Source organism: Corynebacterium alimapuense, from assembly GCF_003716585.1.
GTDB lineage: Bacteria > Actinomycetota > Actinomycetes > Mycobacteriales > Mycobacteriaceae > Corynebacterium > Corynebacterium alimapuense.
The window spans coordinates 145,982-164,833 of the sequence record NZ_PTJO01000006.1; the positions used below are offsets into that span (position 1 = coordinate 145,982).

19 protein-coding genes are annotated in these 18,852 nt (G+C 59.7%); 6 read left to right on the forward strand and 13 right to left on the reverse strand.

Features of this window, described 5'->3' with window-relative positions:
• Positions 1-259: 259 nt before the first annotated feature.
• The 5 genes from C5L39_RS09960 to C5L39_RS09980 form a co-directional block, all read right to left on the reverse strand.
• Complete coding sequence (locus C5L39_RS09960; protein WP_123048753.1) at positions 260-2,176, reverse strand: heavy metal translocating P-type ATPase; 1,917 nt, start codon at positions 2,174-2,176, stop codon at positions 260-262.
• Positions 2,177-2,542: a Cd(II)/Pb(II)-sensing metalloregulatory transcriptional regulator CmtR gene (cmtR, locus tag C5L39_RS09965; protein WP_123048754.1), complete on the reverse strand. Its 366-nt coding sequence runs from the start codon at positions 2,540-2,542 to the stop codon at positions 2,177-2,179.
• Positions 2,543-2,629: 87 nt separating this feature from the next.
• Positions 2,630-3,298 (reverse strand): response regulator, encoded by a 669-nt coding sequence (locus C5L39_RS09970; protein WP_197714740.1) that lies wholly within the window; start codon positions 3,296-3,298, stop codon positions 2,630-2,632.
• A gap of 6 nt (positions 3,299-3,304) precedes the next feature.
• Positions 3,305-3,502, reverse strand: coding sequence for a hypothetical protein (locus C5L39_RS09975; RefSeq protein WP_123048755.1), 198 nt, complete (start codon positions 3,500-3,502; stop codon positions 3,305-3,307).
• Positions 3,503-3,625: 123 nt separating this feature from the next.
• A complete protein-coding gene (locus C5L39_RS09980; RefSeq protein WP_123048756.1) occupies positions 3,626-4,789 on the reverse strand; it encodes a sensor histidine kinase in 1,164 nt (387 codons plus the stop codon).
• Between the two features lie 94 nt (positions 4,790-4,883).
• On the opposite strand from C5L39_RS09980, the gene C5L39_RS09985 reads away from it, so the two are divergent.
• Positions 4,884-5,549 (forward strand): DUF1801 domain-containing protein, encoded by a 666-nt coding sequence (locus C5L39_RS09985; protein ID WP_123048757.1) that lies wholly within the window; start codon positions 4,884-4,886, stop codon positions 5,547-5,549.
• A 9-nt stretch (positions 5,550-5,558) separates the two neighbouring features.
• On the opposite strand, the gene C5L39_RS09990 is transcribed toward C5L39_RS09985, so the two are convergent.
• Positions 5,559-6,065 (reverse strand): GNAT family N-acetyltransferase, encoded by a 507-nt coding sequence (locus tag C5L39_RS09990; RefSeq protein ID WP_123048758.1) that lies wholly within the window; start codon positions 6,063-6,065, stop codon positions 5,559-5,561.
• Between the two features lie 170 nt (positions 6,066-6,235).
• Between C5L39_RS09990 and C5L39_RS09995 the strand changes: the two genes are divergently transcribed.
• Positions 6,236-6,817 carry an HAD family hydrolase gene (locus tag C5L39_RS09995; RefSeq protein WP_123048759.1) on the forward strand — a complete coding sequence of 194 codons (582 nt, stop codon included), beginning with the start codon at positions 6,236-6,238 and terminating at the stop codon, positions 6,815-6,817.
• Entirely contained in the window at positions 6,814-7,368 is a 555-nt protein-coding gene (locus C5L39_RS10000) for a gamma carbonic anhydrase family protein (protein ID WP_123048760.1), read from the forward strand. The genes C5L39_RS09995 and C5L39_RS10000 overlap by 4 nt, the downstream gene beginning before the upstream one ends.
• A 2-nt stretch (positions 7,369-7,370) precedes the next feature.
• Here C5L39_RS10000 and panC read toward each other — a convergent pair whose 3' ends face one another.
• The 4 genes from panC to C5L39_RS10020 form a co-directional block, all read right to left on the reverse strand.
• Positions 7,371-8,216, reverse strand: coding sequence for a pantoate--beta-alanine ligase (panC, locus tag C5L39_RS10005; protein ID WP_123048761.1), 846 nt, complete (start codon positions 8,214-8,216; stop codon positions 7,371-7,373).
• Positions 8,213-9,022: a 3-methyl-2-oxobutanoate hydroxymethyltransferase gene (panB, locus tag C5L39_RS10010; protein ID WP_123048762.1), complete on the reverse strand. Its 810-nt coding sequence runs from the start codon at positions 9,020-9,022 to the stop codon at positions 8,213-8,215. Before panB ends, panC begins: the two co-directional genes overlap by 4 nt.
• A 4-nt stretch (positions 9,023-9,026) precedes the next feature.
• Positions 9,027-10,079 carry an ROK family transcriptional regulator gene (locus C5L39_RS10015; RefSeq protein WP_123048763.1) on the reverse strand — a complete coding sequence of 351 codons (1,053 nt, stop codon included), beginning with the start codon at positions 10,077-10,079 and terminating at the stop codon, positions 9,027-9,029.
• 61 nt (positions 10,080-10,140) lie between these two features.
• The gene (locus C5L39_RS10020; RefSeq protein ID WP_123048764.1) at positions 10,141-11,427 is read right to left on the reverse strand and encodes an MFS transporter; all 1,287 of its coding nucleotides are present in this window, start codon (positions 11,425-11,427) and stop codon (positions 10,141-10,143) included.
• A 220-nt stretch (positions 11,428-11,647) separates the two neighbouring features.
• Between C5L39_RS10020 and C5L39_RS10025 the strand changes: the two genes are divergently transcribed.
• Complete coding sequence (locus C5L39_RS10025; protein WP_123048765.1) at positions 11,648-13,336, forward strand: DUF885 domain-containing protein; 1,689 nt, start codon at positions 11,648-11,650, stop codon at positions 13,334-13,336.
• Positions 13,337-13,430: 94 nt separating this feature from the next.
• Here C5L39_RS10025 and C5L39_RS10030 read toward each other — a convergent pair whose 3' ends face one another.
• Positions 13,431-14,483 (reverse strand): AbrB family transcriptional regulator, encoded by a 1,053-nt coding sequence (locus C5L39_RS10030; RefSeq protein WP_123048766.1) that lies wholly within the window; start codon positions 14,481-14,483, stop codon positions 13,431-13,433.
• Positions 14,484-14,564: 81 nt separating this feature from the next.
• On the opposite strand from C5L39_RS10030, the gene C5L39_RS10035 reads away from it, so the two are divergent.
• On the forward strand, positions 14,565-15,365 hold the full coding sequence (locus tag C5L39_RS10035; RefSeq protein WP_123048767.1) for a TSUP family transporter: 801 nt from the start codon (positions 14,565-14,567) through the stop codon (positions 15,363-15,365).
• Positions 15,366-15,530: 165 nt separating this feature from the next.
• Positions 15,531-15,758 carry a hypothetical protein gene (locus C5L39_RS10040; RefSeq protein WP_126268756.1) on the forward strand — a complete coding sequence of 76 codons (228 nt, stop codon included), beginning with the start codon at positions 15,531-15,533 and terminating at the stop codon, positions 15,756-15,758.
• Positions 15,759-15,767: 9 nt separating this feature from the next.
• Here the strand turns inward: C5L39_RS10040 and hrpB are convergent, their stop codons facing one another.
• Both hrpB and C5L39_RS10050 read right to left on the reverse strand, forming a co-directional pair.
• On the reverse strand, positions 15,768-18,125 hold the full coding sequence (gene hrpB, locus C5L39_RS10045) for an ATP-dependent helicase HrpB (RefSeq protein ID WP_123048769.1): 2,358 nt from the start codon (positions 18,123-18,125) through the stop codon (positions 15,768-15,770).
• Entirely contained in the window at positions 18,118-18,768 is a 651-nt protein-coding gene (locus tag C5L39_RS10050; protein WP_123048770.1) for a sugar O-acetyltransferase, read from the reverse strand. The genes hrpB and C5L39_RS10050 overlap by 8 nt, the downstream gene beginning before the upstream one ends.
• Positions 18,769-18,852: the final 84 nt, after the last annotated feature.

An 18,852-nucleotide genomic window follows, 5' to 3' on the forward strand; every position in this document is an offset into this window, starting at 1 on the left:
TGTGTTTAATCATGACCTATGAACACAGAAATGTCAACACGAGCAATGTACACATTGGTATAAAGCTATGAAAGGCCAGGCAGTAGCATTCTGTGTGCATTAAATTCAGTAAATGGTCAGTACTTTATGGAGTCGATCTTCCTTGTGTACATAGGTGAAATGAACTCATTGGGTAGCTTTCCTAGCCGGTGGAATGAAAAGTCCCCGCCTCCAATTGGAAGCGGGGACGATCTGTGTTCAGTGGTTGATGAAGCGAATATTAAGCACTCGCACTTCGGCTAGCGCGGAGTCCGTTGGCGATGACCACGACTTCAGCAAGCTCGTGAATGAGCACCACGGCTGCTAGCCCGAGCACACCGGTGATGGCCAAGGGCAAGAGGATGAGAATGATCGCCAGGGAGAGAATGATGTTCTGGTTGATGATCCGCTTGCCTTTGCGGGCGTGCTCCAAGACTCGTGGAATCAGGCGCAGATCATCGCCGATAAAGGCCACATCTGCGGACTCGATGGCGGCATCCGAGCCGGCGGTGCCCATGGCGATCCCGACGTCGGCGGTGGCTAATGCAGGAGTGTCATTGATGCCGTCACCGACCATCGCCACCGGCCCACGTTCAGCCAAGCCAGCTACCGCAGTGGCCTTGTCTTCCGGGCGCAGTTGAGCTCGGACGTCGTGGATTCCAGCCTGGCGGGCCAAGGTGTTGGCAGTACGGACGTTATCGCCGGTGAGCATGGTGGTGCCGATGCCTTGAGCGGAGAGGATTTGGATGACCTCAGGGGTTTCGGGGCGCAGCTCATCGCGCACTCCGATCGCGCCGACGCAGTTGCCATCTTGGTGGACAATGACCACGGTCATGCCTTGTTGCTCAAGGACTGCGACCTCTTCAGTTAAAGATCCGGGGGAGAGCCACCGGGGACTACCTACCGAGATAGTCATTGCGCCAATTACGCCGCTCATACCCTGGCCGGGAGATTCGATGACCTCTTGAGCATCGGGTAGCTGAGGGGCAGCAGAGGTGATCGCGGTGGCCAGCGGGTGAGTGGAATGGCTCTCCAGGGCGGCGGCCCAGTTGAGCACGTCTGCACGGCTGAGGTCTTGGGTAGTCAATACTTCGGCCACAGTGGGGTGATTGCGCGTTAGGGTGCCAGTCTTATCCAGTGCGAGGTGTTTGATGTCCCCGAGGCGCTCGAAGGCAGCGCCGGATTTGATGATCACGCCAAGCTTGCTGGCCGCACCGATCGCGGAGACTACCGTCACTGGCACTGAAATTCCTAGGGCGCAGGGGGAGGCGGCGACAAGAACCACGAGGGCACGTTGGATCCACACATCGGGATCGCCGAATAGGGAGCCAATCACACCGACTAGGAGTGCCAAGACTAGGACTCCGGGTACTAGAGGTTTGGCCATCCGATCGGCGATCCGAGCTCGTTCGCCCTTCTCATGCTGGGCTTGTTTCACTAGCTCCACGACCGTGGTCAGGGAGTTGTCCGTGCCATTGGCGGTGGCTTCAATCTCGAGTGAGCCATTGGTATTGATTGAACCGGCCAGGACCGTATCGCCTGGACCGACCTCGATGGGGATGGATTCACCCGCGATTGCAGAGACATCTAGGGCGCTATGGCCAGTCTTAATCACGCCATCGGTGGCCAGGCGTTCACCTGCGGAAAGTCTGAGGATATCGCCCACGGCGAGCTTCTCGATGGCCACGGTGCGAGCGCTTCCACAGGAAGAGACCACGGTAGCGGTTGAGGGAATGATCGCCAGTAGGGAGCTCAGTCCTGAGGTCGCCTTATTCATTGCTCGGTCTTCGAGCGCCTCGGCGATGGAGTAAAGGAAAGCTAGTGCAGCAGCCTCTTCTAGGTAGCCCAACAGGACTGCGCCGATGGCGCTGATGGTCATCAGCAACCCAATGCTGAGCTTGCCAGAGGTAAGCAGCCAGCGAATTGAATTGGGGACAAATTGTGAGCCACCCAGCAGGAGCGATATCCAAAACAGGGTGAGGGTGATCGTGCTGGAGGTGAGATCGAGCCATTCCAGCGCCAGTCCGATGAGCAGGATCAAGCCGGAGGCTGCCGGGATGAGAACGGATCTATCGCGCCACCAGGGGGTGTGCTTTTCTGGGGCTTTTTCTTGTTCGCGGTTCTTGCTCGGGGCAGCGGGAGCGCAGCAATCGTCCATTTACTTGCCCTCCTGAGCAGCGTTATCGCAACAACCTGGCACGCAGCAGTTGGGATCAACACAAGCGGTGTTCTCGTCGAGAGCGAGGGTCACGCTCAGAAGATCGTTGAAGGAGTGGGCGAGATGGGCGTCGATAATCTCGTACCGGGTGCGTCGACCTTCCGATTCGGCTTTGATGATGCCGCAACCGCGCAGGCAGGACAGGTGGTTGGACACGTTTGTTCTGCTGAGCTCGAGGTCTCGGGCTAGCTCCGCCGGATAGCCGGGGCCCTCTAATAGGGCAAGGAGGATTCGGGAGCGAGTGGGGTCGGCCATGGCACGCCCTAGGCGATTCATGGCATCCAAACGAGAGGAAATGGTCAGCATGCGATGAATAGTACATCCGATGATGACCTATTGGCTAGGGGCTGTCCTCCGCAGACGATCGCTGTGGCGACGCTGGGTTATGAGATTTTACCAACCACTACGGATCGCAGAGACCGCCAGACTCAGGCGAGAACTCACTCCGAAGTAGCCAATGAGCTGAGAGACGTACTTCTTCACGGTCGATTCCGAGTAGTTCAGTGTCTTAGCGATAGTGGCATTCGACATGCCTTGGCATAAAAGCAGCAAGATTTCCCGCTCAACGTTGGTCAGCTCAAAGCTGTTTTCTGCGCTTTCTTCGGATGCGGTGTGTGGAGGATCCGCTGGTAGATAATCCATCAGTCGCGTCAGGCTTTGCGGGGAGACAGTCGTGCCGCCGGAAACTGCATCACGGACCGCTTCGATGATGGCTTGCGGCCGGGAGCTTTTGAGGATGTAGCCTGCCCCGCCGCTGGCGAGTACCTGCAGCATTGTGTTGTCGGAGTCAAGAGCAGTGATAGCAACGAACGCCGGTGGATTGGGGCGCTCCTGCAGGTTGCGGAGCAAATTCACCCCGTCCATGTTGGGCATGTGGATATCGGCCAAGACAACATCGACACAGATATCCTCCAGCTGGGCCAACGCATCTGCTCCGTCCACGGCTTCGCCGATCACCCGGATATCTTCAGTGGCATCGAAATATCGACGCAAAGATTGCAAGACGATCGGGTCATCGTCGACTAGAAAAGTCCAGGTAGTCACGGTTTCAGTTGCTTTCATCTGCTTCTACTTGCACCAAGGGATCCTAGATTGTTCACGGCAGGTCAGCAGATCAATGATGCTGGCCACGCTCACCATGTTTTGCTCAGGAAATTCCACGACCTCGGCCGCGGCGGTGGCGGTGGGAGCCGGAACTGAGATGAGCGCGGCGATGGCTAAGCCAGCGGCCAAACGTTGCCGCTTAGAGGCTGTCAGTGCTGACATAATGGCTCCTTAACTAGTGCCGATCACTGGGTGTTGATCGGGCTTTATTGTCCCTTGCTAGCCCATCAAATAGCAGCCCCTTGGTATCGGTGGGCCGGATGGTAGACGAGAGTGACCACCCGTTTAGGGGGAGCTGCTCGAGCGCGACGATGAGTAGGGGAGCCTGAGAATGCTGCTCCACTGTTGACCATTTGAATGGGTAGAGACACGACCGTTAACACCTGCGGCAAGTTGGGATAGTGCTGCCAGCCCCAACCCACTGGCCAGATTGGGTAGCTGGGCACCAGTGCGGACCGCGTTGCTGATCTCAAGAGAAAGCTCATTATCGGTCTCTGTCAGCTGAAGGAGCACAGTAGAACCTGGCTCGGCGTACTTGATCACATTGGTGCTCAGTTCGCTAAGCACCTGCCGGAGCACCACCAGCTTGTTGGCATTGAGCTCGCCGCCTGGTTGTTCGGTGCGGACTTCCACCAAGAACCCATGCGCGCGGAGTAGCTTCGCGGTGTCAGTGCACTGTCTGGATAACGGCGCTTCCGGTTGTGGCTCCCGGGCTGGGGCATCCTCACTAAGCACACGGAGAAGTCCGCGCACCTCGGACATCGAAAGGCGTGCTTGGTCAGCTATTTCGCCGAGCTCTTCGCTGATCTGGGGGTCTAAATCTTGGCGAAGGTTGAGCGCTTCGGAGCGCATCACTATCGAGGTCAACGAGGCGGCAACCGAGTCATGGAGTGACTGAGCTAGGTTCTCTCGGCGTTGTTCGACATCCTTTCGCCACCGATCGATGAGCTCTCTGCGTTGTCTGGACAGCTGGTGCAGCGTCTTTCCCGTCAATACCGCAGTGGCCAGCAAAATAGCCCAGATCATCAACGCCAGCAGATTCTCCGGCAGGTAGATGCCATTCAAAGGGTCAATGGAACCGGCAAAGGTAATCAGCAAGCCACCCCAAGCTGCGGCGCGTGGATGTCCAAGATAAGCGACAATCCCAGCCATCAAGGGTGCGATCAAGACAAACGCAGTGATCCGAGCATCAGGGACGAAAGCGACGATCAAGTAGAGCGGGAGGTAAAACGCCCAGGTAAGGAGTACCCGTTTGGGCACCGCAATCAGACATGCCACATGAGCTAATCCGACGACAGTGATCCAAGGGCTGGTCCATTGCTCGGGTGCGATCAGCAGATTGATCAAGATGCTGGCGCTGCCAATCACCCCAGTCCATACCGACAGCGGAATCTGCCTGAGTTTGGCCCGAACGGCGTCGACGTGCCGGGTGGTTGTCTTCGGCGACATGTGTCATTTCCCCTTTGCCGTGGTTCTCGGATCACGGGTATCCGCCACATCCTAGCCGCCGAGCGCCCGGCAGAGATATCACTAGGCTCGAGGCATGCCCACCCCTCTTGAGTCAGTACCTGGGATTGCTCGCTCTGCTCTTGACGCGCTTGCCCACGCTGGTTTCGTAGATCTTGAATCGCTGGATGACGTTGATTATGCGCAGCTAGCGGGTTTGCGCGGCGTCGGAAAGCGGAGTCTAGAGCGGGCACAGGATGCGTTGGCAGAACGCGGCGGGAGCTTGGGTGGCCACGTACCTGAACGGGAAAACCGGGCTGCCACCTTTAGCTTCGGGGCGACCGGTGAAAACGCCGCCGATATCAAGACTCACCCGCAGGATTGTTCTGTCAGTGGGTATATCGATCAGCTAGATAGCCCGCGCAGAGTAGAACACGGACGTCTCCTCCTAGAGATTTTCGGCCGAGCTACTGATGCCGATCCAGTGTTGTGGGGGTCCAGCATGATTGGCTACGGGCAGCTTCACTACCGCTATGCCACTGGACGTGAAGGCGATACTTTTCGCGTTGGTTTTAGCCCGCGTAAGGCGAAGATTTCGCTCTATGGCCTGCAAGGACATCCTGATTCAGAAAATCTCTTAGCAGCGCTGGGAAAGCATGACCGGGCGGTGGGCTGTATCTACGTTAATAAACCAGCCGACATTGACCTGCGGGTATTAGAGACACTCATTCGGCATGCTTGGCACAGCCCGCCGAACGAATAGACAGCAGCTTTAGGAGCAAAAGGCTCGGTGGTAAGACACCTCGCCGCTGGGCATCGCGGAATCTGCCAGCGGCATCGCCAGGAAATACTGCTTATCGACGCCCGGGAGTACCAAGTCCGCTACATGCTCAAGACCGAAACGCTGATAGAAGGTGGGATCTCCCACTGCCACCGCGCCGCCTGCGTTGATTTCTCTTAACTCTTTGAGGACTCGCCGCATGAGCTGGGAGCCGATTCCTTCGCCCTGACGTTGCGGGTCCACGCTGATGGGGCCGATGGCTAGCCAATTAACGGCGCCATTGCTGATGGTGACTGGGGAGGCCGCGATATGCCCGACCAACGATGAACCTTTTACCGCCATGAAGGAAAAAGTCAGGGCATCGGCATCGCGCAAGGACTCAATAATCGATGATTCTTGTTGATTGGAATAAGGCTTGCCCACGAACGCACGCGAAGTCAGGTCTCGGATGGCTGGGATATCCGCTTCTGACTCTCGACGGATGGTGAAGGTGTCCATGCAAGGCATCCTACGTCGTGACCGGAGACACTATTTGAATTTCGGCTCAGAATCATTGGCTCATCTCATCCCATGGGTTGCGAAGTGGACAAGATCGAACTCGATCCGCCGAGAATCATTGCGGTGCGCACGTAGGCTGGAAGTAGAACCAAGGAGAGGAGTCCCGCATCATGAACGCTGTGCTGTTCGACCTATTCGGAGTGTTTCTCAAGCCGCGAACGGAGACCGAACGGATCCGGGTGGAAAACGCAGTAGGAGCGGATGCTCGGATCTGGCCCATCTATGAGGAGCTACGTCCGGCCTACGACCGTGGCGATATCGGCGATGAACGCTTTTGGCGTCAGCTGCAGGTCCGCGCCGGGTTGGAACCACTCGATATTTATGAAGCCGTTGTTGCGGACTGGGCAACCAGCATCGAGGCTAACCCAGAGATGGTGGAACTAATCGATTCCTTAGATGACGCAGATATTTGCGCTGGTGTCCTCGCCAATATTCCGCTGGGACTAGCAAAAAAGGTGCGGGCCAAGCACCGCTGGCTCGACTATTTCGATGCGGTGGTTTTCTCCTGCGACATCGGAGTGATCAAACCTGATCCCCGGATGTATGCGGTGGCCGTCGATGCCATGGGCGTGCATGCCAAAGACATCATCTACTTCAGCGACAATCCTCGCAATGTTCTAGCCGCACAAGAGGCCGGTTTACAGGCTATTTTGTTCACCGGCCCCGACTCCGTGCGATCGGCTTTAGCATGAGCGGCCCATTGATTTTGCCCTTTGCTGGCAAGATTCCCCGCGTTCATGCCTCGGCCTGGATCGCCCCGACCGCGGTGTTGATTGGTGATGTAGAAATCGGTGCAGACTCTTCGGTGTTCTACGGCTGCGTATTGCGTGCGGATACCAATGCCATCCGAGTGGGGGAGCGCACCAATATTCAGGACAACAGCGTCCTGCACGTCGATCGCGATGCCCCATGCACCCTCGGCGATGATGTCACCGTCGGCCACTTGGCCCTCGTCCATGGCTCAACGGTGGGAAACGGCACCTTGGTTGGGATGAAATCTGCGCTGCTGTCGAGGTCAGTAATCGGTGCCGGTTGCTTGATCGCGGCGGGCGCGGTGGTGCTCGAGGGCCAGGAAATACCGGAGCAAGCATTAGCCGCAGGAGTTCCTGCGAAGGTGCGCCGTCAGCTCGACCCAGCGCAATCTGCAGCATTTATCCCACACGCTGGCCGCTACGTCGACTTGGCTGGCAGGCAGGCAGCACCTGAGCAGGCGCTCTCGCTGGAGAGCGTCCGCTTCAACTGAGACTAGAGCTGGCCGATAGTAATATTGTCGATCAGCCGAGTATTGCCCACTCGAATGGCGGCTACCACCAGAGCTCCGCTGTCGAGCTGATCGAGTCGATGGACATCCGGTACTGGCAATAGCGTGGCTGGATCGACAACCTCGAGGTGATCGAGTTCTACACCCTCGGCGGCGGAAATTGCAGCCCGGGCGTGGTCGACGTCGCTGATTTCTCCCTGGGCCAGAGCTGACAGAGTGCGGGGCAAGATCAGTGCTTGTTGCCGTTGCTGGGCAGATAGATGCTGGTTACGGCTCGATTCTGCGAGACCGTCAGTACCACGGATGATGGGTACGCCAGTGATCTCAACAGGGATATTAAGGTCGGCGACCATGCGCCGGATGATCGCTAGCTGCTGGGCGTCTTTTTCGCCGAAGTAGGCCCGGTCGGGTTGGATCAGTTGAAAGAGCTTGGCCACCACGGTGGTTACGCCGTCGAAGTGTCCTGGGCGGCTAGCACCCTCGAGGCGGCTACCCATCTCACCAGCGCGAACCCACACCTCCGGTACTGCGTTGGGGTACATCTCGGAGGGCTCTGGAGCGAATACTGCGTCGACGTCTAAGTCCTGGAGTGCCTCGAGATCAGCAGCTAGATCTCGGGGATAGTCGCGGTAGTCTGCGCAGTCGCCGAGATCGCTGAACTGCAGGGGATTGACGAAAATGCTAACAATTACTGAGTCATTCTCGGCGCGTGCTCGCTCGATCAATTCGCGGTGCCCGGTGTGCAGTGCTCCCATAGTGGGCACGAGACCTAGGCAGCCAGGGGAGTGGAACTTGCGCACTTCTTCGACAGTGCGCAAAATATGCGTCATTTGTGATCCTCGAAGGACTCGGAAGCATCGGGGAAGGTGCCATTTTCTACGTCCGCGCGATAGACCTGTGCTGCCTCCAACATGATCTCCCCGATGGCAGCATAGCGACGCACGAACCGGGGCGCCTTGCTGTCACCGAGGCCGAAGGCATCGGTCCAGACCAAAATCTGGGCATCGGTTCCAGAACCCGCGCCGATGCCAATAGTGGGGATCTCTAGCTCTTGGGTGACCTGCGTTGCTAGGGCAGCTGGAACCATTTCCAGCACGACGGCGAAGGCACCTGCGGTTTGGACCGCGAGGGCGTCGGCACGCAGGCTTTCAGCGGCTGAGCCTCGGCCTTGGACAACATGCCCGCCGAGGGCATGCTCGGACTGCGGGGTGTAGCCGATATGCGCGACGACCGGAATTCCGGCTTTTACCAACGCACTAATTGTCGGTGCCATCTCGACGCCGCCCTCTAGCTTCACACCGGCCACACCGGTTTCCTTCATGAACCGCACCGCAGTGGCTAGGGCTTGCTCGGGGCCGGATTCATAGGTGCCGAAGGGCAGATCGGCCACGACGAAGGCGCGTTGCGTCGCTCCAGCGACTGCCCGGGACATCGATAGCATCTCATCGAGGGTGATCGACAGCGTAGATGCCTGGCCGAGAACGACATTGGCCGCGGAATCGCCGACCAACAATAGATCGATGCCAGCCTGATCAAAGATGGCAGCAGTCGGGGCATCATAGCTGGTCAGGCAGGAAAACCTGCGGCCCTCGGCCTTGGCTTGAGTGAAGTGGCGGGTGCGCATCCGTGCAGACATGGATCTAAGGATATAGGTTCAGTGGCTCGCGTAGGAGCTGATCAAGCGCCACGGCTCGGGCGATAGCACGGACGATCTCCTGATGGGTGGGGATCAGGCGCAGCTCTACATCTATATCTGCCAACAGTGAGCGGACCTGGCTGGCAAAGAGCTTTGGCGCGGCGGGATCATCGATAAAAGCGCTGCCCGCGACGACCACCGTGGAGGAACCGTGGTCCCTGGCCAGCTTGGCGGTGAGATCACCAAGGCAGCGAGCGCGTTGGTCGAGGGCTGCGCGCATTTCTGGGGCACGGGCGGCGTCGGCAAGCGAGGGGAAACGTCCACAGAGCACACCTTCGGTGGTGAGCTCCTCGCAGCTTTCCGGCAGGTCGATCTGGGAGATGCCTTCATCATTGATGATGGCCGCGCCGAGTGAATCATCGGCAAATAGCGCCATGGTGCCGGTGGGCAGGTCAGTGGACTGGATCTCGGAACCCAGGATCGCGGGGACCGCGCCAGAAACGACCACGGGGACGGAGAATTGGTAGCTCAAACGGCCTGCGACATCCGCGCCCTGCCAGCCAAGGTTCTGAGCATTGACCACCCCGTCGGGGCTGACCCGGCCGGAGGTGGTGACGCCGACGCAGACCAACGGGCGATCAAGGCCAGCCCTAAGCCGGTTGAGGCCTGCCATGACATGTTCGATGAAGTCCGATTCCGAGAGCCGCGCGACCGGGGTGGGTACTTCGACGTCGCGGATGGTGCGCCCGCGGGTATCGAATAGTCCGATATAGGTGGTCGAGGTGCCGACGGCGATTCCGGCGTGCAGGCGAGGATTGGGCGCCAGTTCCAATGGAATGGTGGGGCGACCGCGGCCCTGTGAGCGAGTGAGGTCGGTTCGCTGCTGGATGAGGCCAGCGTCGATAAGTGCGCTGACAGTACGGGTGATCGTGGGTTGAGATAGGCCGGTGGCCTCGACGAGTTCACTGCGGGTGACGATGTGGTTCAGGCGCACCAAGTGCAGACATTTCGCCGCGGGTGTGCGCGGCCGAGAGAAGACTGCTCCAGCATTAGGCATGAATATATCCTAATACTAGGCAGACTGTTTAGTCTAATTTTATTTGCTAGAACTAGACCGCTTAGTTCGCAGGGGTGGTGATAATCTCCGTCGACCCGGGCTTTTGATAGCGGGTAAACGAAGGCACCAATAAGGCGCACAGGAGCGTACCGACAATCACCAAAACTCCACCCAGCAGAGTCACCATGCCTACTCCCAGTGGGCCAGCCGCCCATCCGTGCAACACATCAGCCAACCGTGGGCCACCGACTACCACCACAATATAAACGCCTTGGATTCGTCCCTGCACGTGTTCCTCGGCTGACTGCTGCAAGATCGCCCCGCGCAGACTGGCGGAGAACATATCCGCCGCGCCGCCAAAAATCAGCATGCTGACCATCAGCCACGCCCAGATCCCGATCGCACCCGGACTCAGCATTACGGCCAGCCCGGCGATGACCACTGCCACTCCCCACACCAGGACGCACACGATCACCGCCAAGCCTTGGCGAACTACCCGGGAAATCCAACCGGACAAGAGCCCGCCAACCACCGCGCCCGCAGCCATCGAGGAATAGAGCAGCGCCAGCATCATGCCAGGCTCGGTCTCCCCGAACCGTTCGGCGGCAATTTCCGGATAGAGCGCCCGTGGCATACCGAACGTCATGGCGATCAAATCCAACAGCATCGCGACCAAGAGAATTGGCTGACCGCGGAGATAACGCAGGCCATCGAGGACAGAATGCACCCCGGCTCGGCTCAGCTGCTTTGGCGGCAAGGAAGGCAGCGCCAGCACCGCTCCCAGGGTGGGGAGAAGCAGGAGTGCATCTAGAAAATAGAGCCAGGAGAATCCGATAAACGGGATCAGTGCGCCGGCTACCAAGGGCCCGAGGATTGCTCCTGCTTGCATGAGCATCATGTTCAGAGCAGCCCCGGCAGGAAGCTGTTCGACCGGCAGAATCGAGCGAAACGCCGCCGTCCGGGTGGGCTGATTGACGGCAAAAAACGCCTGTTGAAGCGAGAAAGTGCACAGCAACCACCACACATTGGCCTGGCCGGAGAGCGTCATCGCCCAGAACACCAGGGCAGTTCCGGTCATGCCCAGCGTGGAGACAATAAGTACGGTGCGTTTATCGAAGCTATCGGCGATCGATCCGCCATAGAGTCCAAAGATCACCAAAGGCACGAGTCCGAATAGGCCGGTTAGCCCGACGTAGGCGCTTGAACCGGTCAGGGAGAAAATCTGCGCCGGCACCGCCACTACTGATAGCTGCGCGCCGATCGTCGTGGCGATGTTCGCGGTCCACAGCCGTCGATAGGCGGGGACCTGCAACGGTCGAGTGTCGGCGAAGACGTCACGGAAGCTCACGGAGGGCAATGCTAGCCCAACAATTCACGGCAGCTTATCGACGCCCAGATAATCACCAAAGTAAGCCCCCAGCGGTATCCATTTTCCCAGTTCATCGGCCTGATTAGGAGATGCTTTCTTTGAGGTACATAGAGATGCTGAACACTGGTGGGCCGAACCTCTCAAGTGAGGTGGTCAATGAGTGTCGTAAACCTGTCTGACCCGGCTACACTCACCTGTCATGAGTTCGGAGAAAATCGTAGATCATCAGACGCCTAGATCAGAGGAGCGTGCTCCCTCGCTGCTGGATGCCTCTTGCGAAGGCTTTGTCTACGACCTGGCGGCCCTCTCGCCCACCGATGCCACCGCCTGGGGCATCAATGGGTACGAGGGTGACCTGCAGGATTTTTCCCCCGAATACTGGAGCGCGCGTGCCGATCGCACCCGCGAGATGATCGCCGACGTCGATGCCTTCGATGACGGCACCGACGAATGCGATGACGACGATGACTTCGACGAGGTTGACCACGTCACCGCAGCCGTCCTGCGCGATCGACTGTGCCTTGACCTTGACCTGCACTACCACGGGGAAGATCTGGCGCTGCTCAATAACATCGCCTCTCCAGTACAGACCATCCGCGACACCCTGGTTCTGATGCCCAATGAGACCGTTGAACAGATCGACGCCATCCGCTCCCGGCTCTCGCAGGTCAAAAAATCCCTAGAGGGCTACCAAGAATCCCTCGCGGAGGCTGCCGCCCACGGCCATGTGGCCCCTTCGCGACAGATCGATGATGTGACCTCGCAGTGCGGCGACCTAGCTGATTCCGGTTCCCTGTTGGAGAGCCTAGGCGTCGATCCGCACTCCGCCGAGGTGGCCTCCGCCAAGCATGCGTTCGCAGACCTAGCGGATTGGCTTTCCGAGCAGCTAGTTACCCACGCGCCGCACGAAGACGCCGTGGGCCGCGATCGCTACCGACGCTTCTCACACCTATTCGTAGGCGATACCGTTGACCTGGATGAGGCCTATACCTGGGGGCTCGAGCGCCTCCGCGAGATCACCGATGAACAAAAGCGGATCGCCGCCAAGCTCTATGGCTCGAAGACGAGCGTGACCCGCGCATTCCGCCATCTCAACGCCGAGGAACGCTACACCCTCAATGGCACCGATGAACTGGTCGAATGGATGCAGCGCACGGCAGATCAAGCCGTCACTGATTTGAGTGCCACTGCTTTTGATATCCCCGAGCAGGTCCGCACCATCGAGTGTCGCATCGATCCGGCCGGGACTGGCGGTATTTTTTACACCCCGCCGAGCGATGATTTCTCCCGCCCGGGCCGCATGTGGTGGTCCGTTCCGCCCACCCAGAAAACCTTCCACACCTGGCAGGAACTGACCACTGTCTTCCACGAAGGCGTCCCCGGCCACCACCTGCAGATTGGCCAGACGTTGGTCGAGCGCGACAAGCTCAACCTCTGGCGCCGAGTCGCTTGTTGGAATTCCGGCCACGGCGAGGGCTGGGCGCTCTATGCCGAGCAGCTCATGGAAGAACTTGGCTACCACGAGGATCTGGGCACCCGCATGGGGCTTCTCGACGCCCAGCGTCTCCGCGCGGCCCGCGTCGTTCTGGACATCGGTGTCCACCTGCGCAAGAAGGCTCCGGAAGGTGCCAACGTGTGGGATGCCTCTTATGCCAAGGCCTTCCTGCGTGATAACTCCGCCATGGACGAGGCCAACCTGCGCTTTGAGCTCAACCGCTACCTGGGCTGGCCAGGTCAAGCACCTTCCTATGCTTTGGGCCAGCGTCTCTGGCAGCAAACTCGTGACGACGCCGTCGCTCAGGGCCAATCCGTCCGCGATTTCCACCGCGAGGCGTTATCCCTGGGGTCGATTCCGATGTCGATCCTGCGGGAGCAGATTCTCAACTAGCGTTGCCCGAGATCAGTCGGCAGGTATCAACCCTGATCCCGGTATATAGACGGTCCAGACCGGGTGATCCCGGTGCACTGATCTCGGGGGTTGGCTAGCGGCTGCGGGTGAGCAGTCGAATCAGCTGCGGCAGCCACCCAGCAATCGCCAGCACCGAGAGCAACCGGATCAACTGAATTGCCACCACGGCTGGCCCGGCCCCGCCTTCGCTCGACAACGCCAAGACAGTTTCCAATGCCCCGGGGCTGGTGGCCAGATAGGCCTCGAAGTAGCTGATCCCTAGCCACTGCGTCAGGGGGAGGGCCGTCAGCGCGCAAGCACCAATGATGACCACGATGAAAGTCAGGGTCGCGGGCAGCTGTCTGGCGAAGGCTTTGAGCGCGGGGGTCGATAATGCGCCGCCGCACATCCAACCGATGGCCAGGAAAGCTAGAATCTGAAACGATTCCGGCGGCTGCAGGCTCAATTGTGCAGGTAGCAGCAGCGAGGCCACCACCGTAATGATCAGCGGGCCGAGCACACTTGGCACCGGCACCCGCAGCAGTCGACCGGTGTTTTCGCCGAAGTAGGCGATCACCGCCACCGCGAGGATCATGAACCACAGTTGATTATTCTCTGCAGCATCTGACCCATGCCCGGGATGGGCGAAAAGGGCGGTGATCAGCGGCAATGACATGGAGACGACCAGCAGGCGCAGGTATTGGCCAAGCGCAACGAATCGGTAGTCGGCGCCGAGTTCTTTGGCCAGGATGGGCATGATCGAGGCGCCACCGGCGAGCATCGATAAGATCCCGGTTTCTCGGCTGACTTCACGTTCCCGGGCCGCCAACAGCAACCCGCCGCCAACACCGATGCCGAGGGTGACTATCGCTACGAACAGCCCGGGCAGTAGGTAGCCGCCAAGTTCGCCGAGGGGCACCCCAACCAGTGGCAGGCCGGCGAGCATGCCGATGATTCCGCGCCCGAACCGATAGAAGCCTTCGTTGATGGGAAGTTCATCACCGCTGCCCAACGCCATGGCTCCGGAGGCAATGATCGCTGCGAGGATCCACGCTGCCGGAACATTCCAGAGGCTAAATAGCGTTCCTAACAGCAGAGATGCTGGGACGACGAGTAGCCAGCGCATCGTCACCGAGCGATTGTCCATGATCGCACCATACTCCCGATCAGGTGCGCGTATGGTTAATCGCACATTGTGGACATCCGATCATCACGAGGAGGATCACCCGTGGAGATCGAGCTCGGTATCTGGGCGATACTGATTTCCGGTGCGGCAGTGGCCGGTTGGATTGACGCAGTAATCGGCGGCGGTGGATTGGTGCTCATCCCGCTGCTGTTAGCGGTGGTGCCTGGCATTGCCCCCGCGACGGCTTTGGGCACTAACAAGCTGGTTGGAGTCTCTGGCACGGCTTCGGCGGCGGTGGTGATGGTGCGTCGGGTGGGTGCGCAGTCGGCGGTGAAATACGTGCCGTTGGCGCTGTTGTGCGCCGGTGCTGGCGCGGCCTCCGCCTCGCTTATCGACGCCGCCCTCATGCGCCCGATCATCATCGTGCTGTTGTTGGTAGTCGGCACTTTCGTGGCCTTCCGGCCATCCTTCGGTGCAGCGGCGGTGGAGAAGAAGGAGGTGGCAACGTGGCGAAGATGGGTTCTGTTGCTGGCCGTCGGCGTTATTTCCTTCTATGACGGGATTTTTGGCCCCGGCACCGGCATGTTCTTGATTATGGCGTTTACGGCATTGCTCTCGCAGGATTTTCTGCGCTCGGCGGCGATGGCCAAGGTGGTCAACACTGCGACCAACCTTGGTGCCCTGGTGGTGTTCGCCTGGGGCGGACACGTGTGGTGGGAACTCGGATTGATCCTGGCGGTGGCCAATATTGCCGGCGCCCAATTGGGTGCGCGAACCGTATTGGGCGGCGGGGCGAAGCTGGTCCGAGGCGCGCTCTTGGCGGTGGTCGTGGTGATGAGCGGATACCTCGGCTGGCAGCAGTTCGGCTACCCCAAGCTAGCTATCACGGCCTGGATGTCTTGATCGCTGATATCTGAAAGATAGAAGCGGATGAGATAGACGTTGTCAGTCTGGCTCCAGTTCCTAGGCAGGAGACACGGCGCACCGGGCGAGGGTTGACGGGGACGTCGATAAGATCTGTCAGCTCCTCGCAGCTTTCTCACAGCGAAGATGTTTATGGTAGTTGACATGACGACAATTCTTGATAGCTACCAGGTCCTGGCCCCCGAAAACCTGCGCGATGATCTCTCCGCGGCAGTGGATTTCGTCTCCACAGAGATCTTTATCGCAAGGATCTATGACAACACCGCCGTCGAGATTATTGCCTCCCCAGAGGTGCTGCCCATTCTCGCAGAAGCTGCAGCAGCCTTTGATGGAGATGAACTACCCGCAGGTTTTCGATTACGCGAAGGCTAATCAAAGCAGCTACATCCGATTTTTAGTCCGGGCGGTAGCCTTCGCCGACCACGGATCCTCCGGCCACGGATGTCTGGGGTATCGCCCACGCATCTCCGCGCGCACCTGCGCATAGGGGCCGGACCAGAAGCTGGCCAGGTCATCAGTGACTGCCAATGGTCGCCCGGCAGGAGAGAGCAGGTGGAAGAGCACCGGTACGCCAGCCAACTCGGGAGAGCCAGCGAGGCCGAAGCATTCTTGCAGCTTCACCGACACCACTGGGCGCCCCGTATCGTAGGCGATCCGATGGCGGTTGCCGCTGGGAACTTGGAGCCGCTCCGGAGCCAGCTCCTCCATCCGGGTTGCTTCTGGCCAGGGCAGAATTCGCTGCAGCGCAGGATACATATCCACGCGTTCTGCCGAGGTGCCGTGGGCCATGGCATCCAACTCCGGGCCCAGCCAAGAAGCAGGGTCGGCGGCGGTTGGGTCGGGCCACGGATCTCCCAGGCGTGAGTGCAGGAAACTCAGCCGCTCTCGGAGCGAGCGGGCCTTATCGGAGAAGCGAAACATCTCAAGACCGTGTTCGCGGATCGTGTTCGCTAACGCTTCGGCGGCTTGCTCCGGTGGAACCTTTACCGGGGTGTAGCTGAGCACAATGGCCCCAATCCCGGTCACTTTCAGGCCTTTGACCTTCCCATTATCGACCCTCGCGCGAACCTCCTCAGTGACCCCGACGACCTCTCGAGCCTGCTGTTCGCTCAGCCGGGCCGCCGCTCTGATCGTCGCGCCTGCCCTGCCTTCCCGCGAGCTGTACCCAACGCGAGTGACCTCGGCTACGGCCAGCCATTCGGCGCCCCGAAGCGAGGAATTGGGCGGTAGGACTGCGCGAGTGCCGCTGGCCAGCAGGTACTCCTCGCCCGTAGTTCGAGCCACCCAACCTGGAAACGCCAGTGCGGTGATTACGCCTGGGTCGGAGGTCCCCGAGGCCGAACCTGCCAGTCGTCGCAAGCGAGTGACTTCTCGTTTGAAGGAGGGTTGCCCCCGCAAAGTGCGCAGCTGAGCACTGATGTCTCCTCGGGGAGAGTCCGCCAGACAGGCGATCACCTCCGCGGCGTTGGGCCCGCAGGTCAACAACGCGCGCCCAAGCCGTGGGTCTAACGGCATCCGGGCGAGTTGTCGTCCCAGATCAGTGGCATGGCCAGCTTCCGATATCGCGCCGATGCCACGCAGCACCTCCTCGGCGGCATCGAGGGCGAGGGAAGGAGGGGCGTCGACAAACGGGAGTTCTGCTCCACGCGGTGTGCCCCAGACTGCGAGCGTCAAAGCAGCCTGGGTGAGATCTGAGGTTGCGATTTCTGGAGAGATATGCGCTGGTAGGTGTCGATAATCATGCTCCGAATAGCAACGGATGACGGTGCCTGGACCCTCACGCCCGGCACGCCCGGCGCGCTGATCGACGGTCGATCCGGCCGCGCTGACGGTCACCAGGCCGGTCATGTGTCGGGCGGCGTCGCGGCGAGGAACCCGCGATAGACCAGAATCGACCACCACGCGCACCCCCGGGACAGTCAGGGAGGACTCCGCGATCGAGGTCGCCACGATCACCCGCGGGCTATCGCTGGGCCGAAGCGCGGCATCTTGCTCGGATGAGTTCAATGATCCATGCAGAGCCAGCGCGCCGGGAATCCGCGACACGACATGCTCAACCTCGCGCACACCCGGAACGAACACCAACACTGAATGCTCGCGACAAGCCTTTCGAGCCTGCAGCGCTAGGTGATCGAGGAACGCCGGAGTACATCCGAGCCGTCCCTCGTGCGGGGCATATTCGATCATCAAGGGATAGATGACGGCCGGGGTATCCAGCACCGGGGCGTCCATGAGCCCAGCGAACTTATCGACGTCCAGTGTCGCCGACATTGCCGTCACCACCAGATCCTCACGCAGTTCGGCCAGTTCCAAAATCATCCCCAGCACTAGGTCAGTATCTAGCTGACGCTCGTGGACCTCGTCGATTGCAACGGCCTGGATACCGGTGAGTTCCGGATCGGACATCAAGCGGCGCAAGAGCACCCCGGGGGTCATGAACTCCACGCGACTGCCAGGATGATGCTCGCCGCGGACGCTGAAACCGACGCGCTCGCCGATCCGGCTGCCATCGAGCTGGGCGAGCCTTCTAGCTGCCGCCCGCACGGCCACCCGGCGCGGGGCGGTGACCAGTACTTTTCCACCCGTAAAGTTGGCTAGCGCAGGTGGAATGAGCGTGGTTTTACCAGTTCCGGGAGGAGCTTGGATGACTGCGCGTTGGTTTCTAGCTAAAAGCTTGGGCAGCTGATCTATGGTCTCAGCCACCGGCAACCCCTGGCCGATCCGGGAGAGATCAAACACCGAAGTTCAGACCCTCCACGGGTGCTCCTGCGGGCAGGTCCTCGCGTTCGAGCCGGTCATCGCCTTGGTTGAGCATGCGCACTACCCGGCCTGGCGAACCCAGTACCAGTGAATCAGCAGGCATATCCCGAGTGACCAGGGTGCCAGCGCCGATGACGCAACGATCCCCAATGCTGACTCCCGCTAAGACGGTGACTCCGGCTCCGAGCCAACAATCATCGCCGATGGTGATCGGATGAGCCTGCTCCCAGCCGCCCGCGCGCATCTCCACATCATTGATGGGATGTCCGACCGTAATGAACTGACAATTCGGGCCCACCAGCGTCCTCGAACCGAAGGTCACCTCAGCGACATCCAGGATGACGGTATTGAAATTGAGGAAGCACCCAGCGCCGAAAGTGGTATTGATCCCATAATCCATCTGCAACGGTGCGATGGCTTCTGGCACCGCGGAACCGGTGGCTAGTAGCTGGGTCAGGAGTTCATCTCCGCGCTTGCGATCAGTGTTGGCCAACTCGTTGAACTCCTTGAGCAGTCGGGCGCGGCGCTCACAATGAGCAATGAGCTCTTCGGAACCTGCCAGATACCACCGCTGAGCACGGAGATCGTCGAGAGAGCTATAAGTCTTGGGATCGAAGGACATAGGGCAATTGTGCCAGCTTTCCGGCGATGATTTCTGCCGATCTTCGAGGTGGGAGAACCGGTAGGCGTTTTCGACAGTCCAATA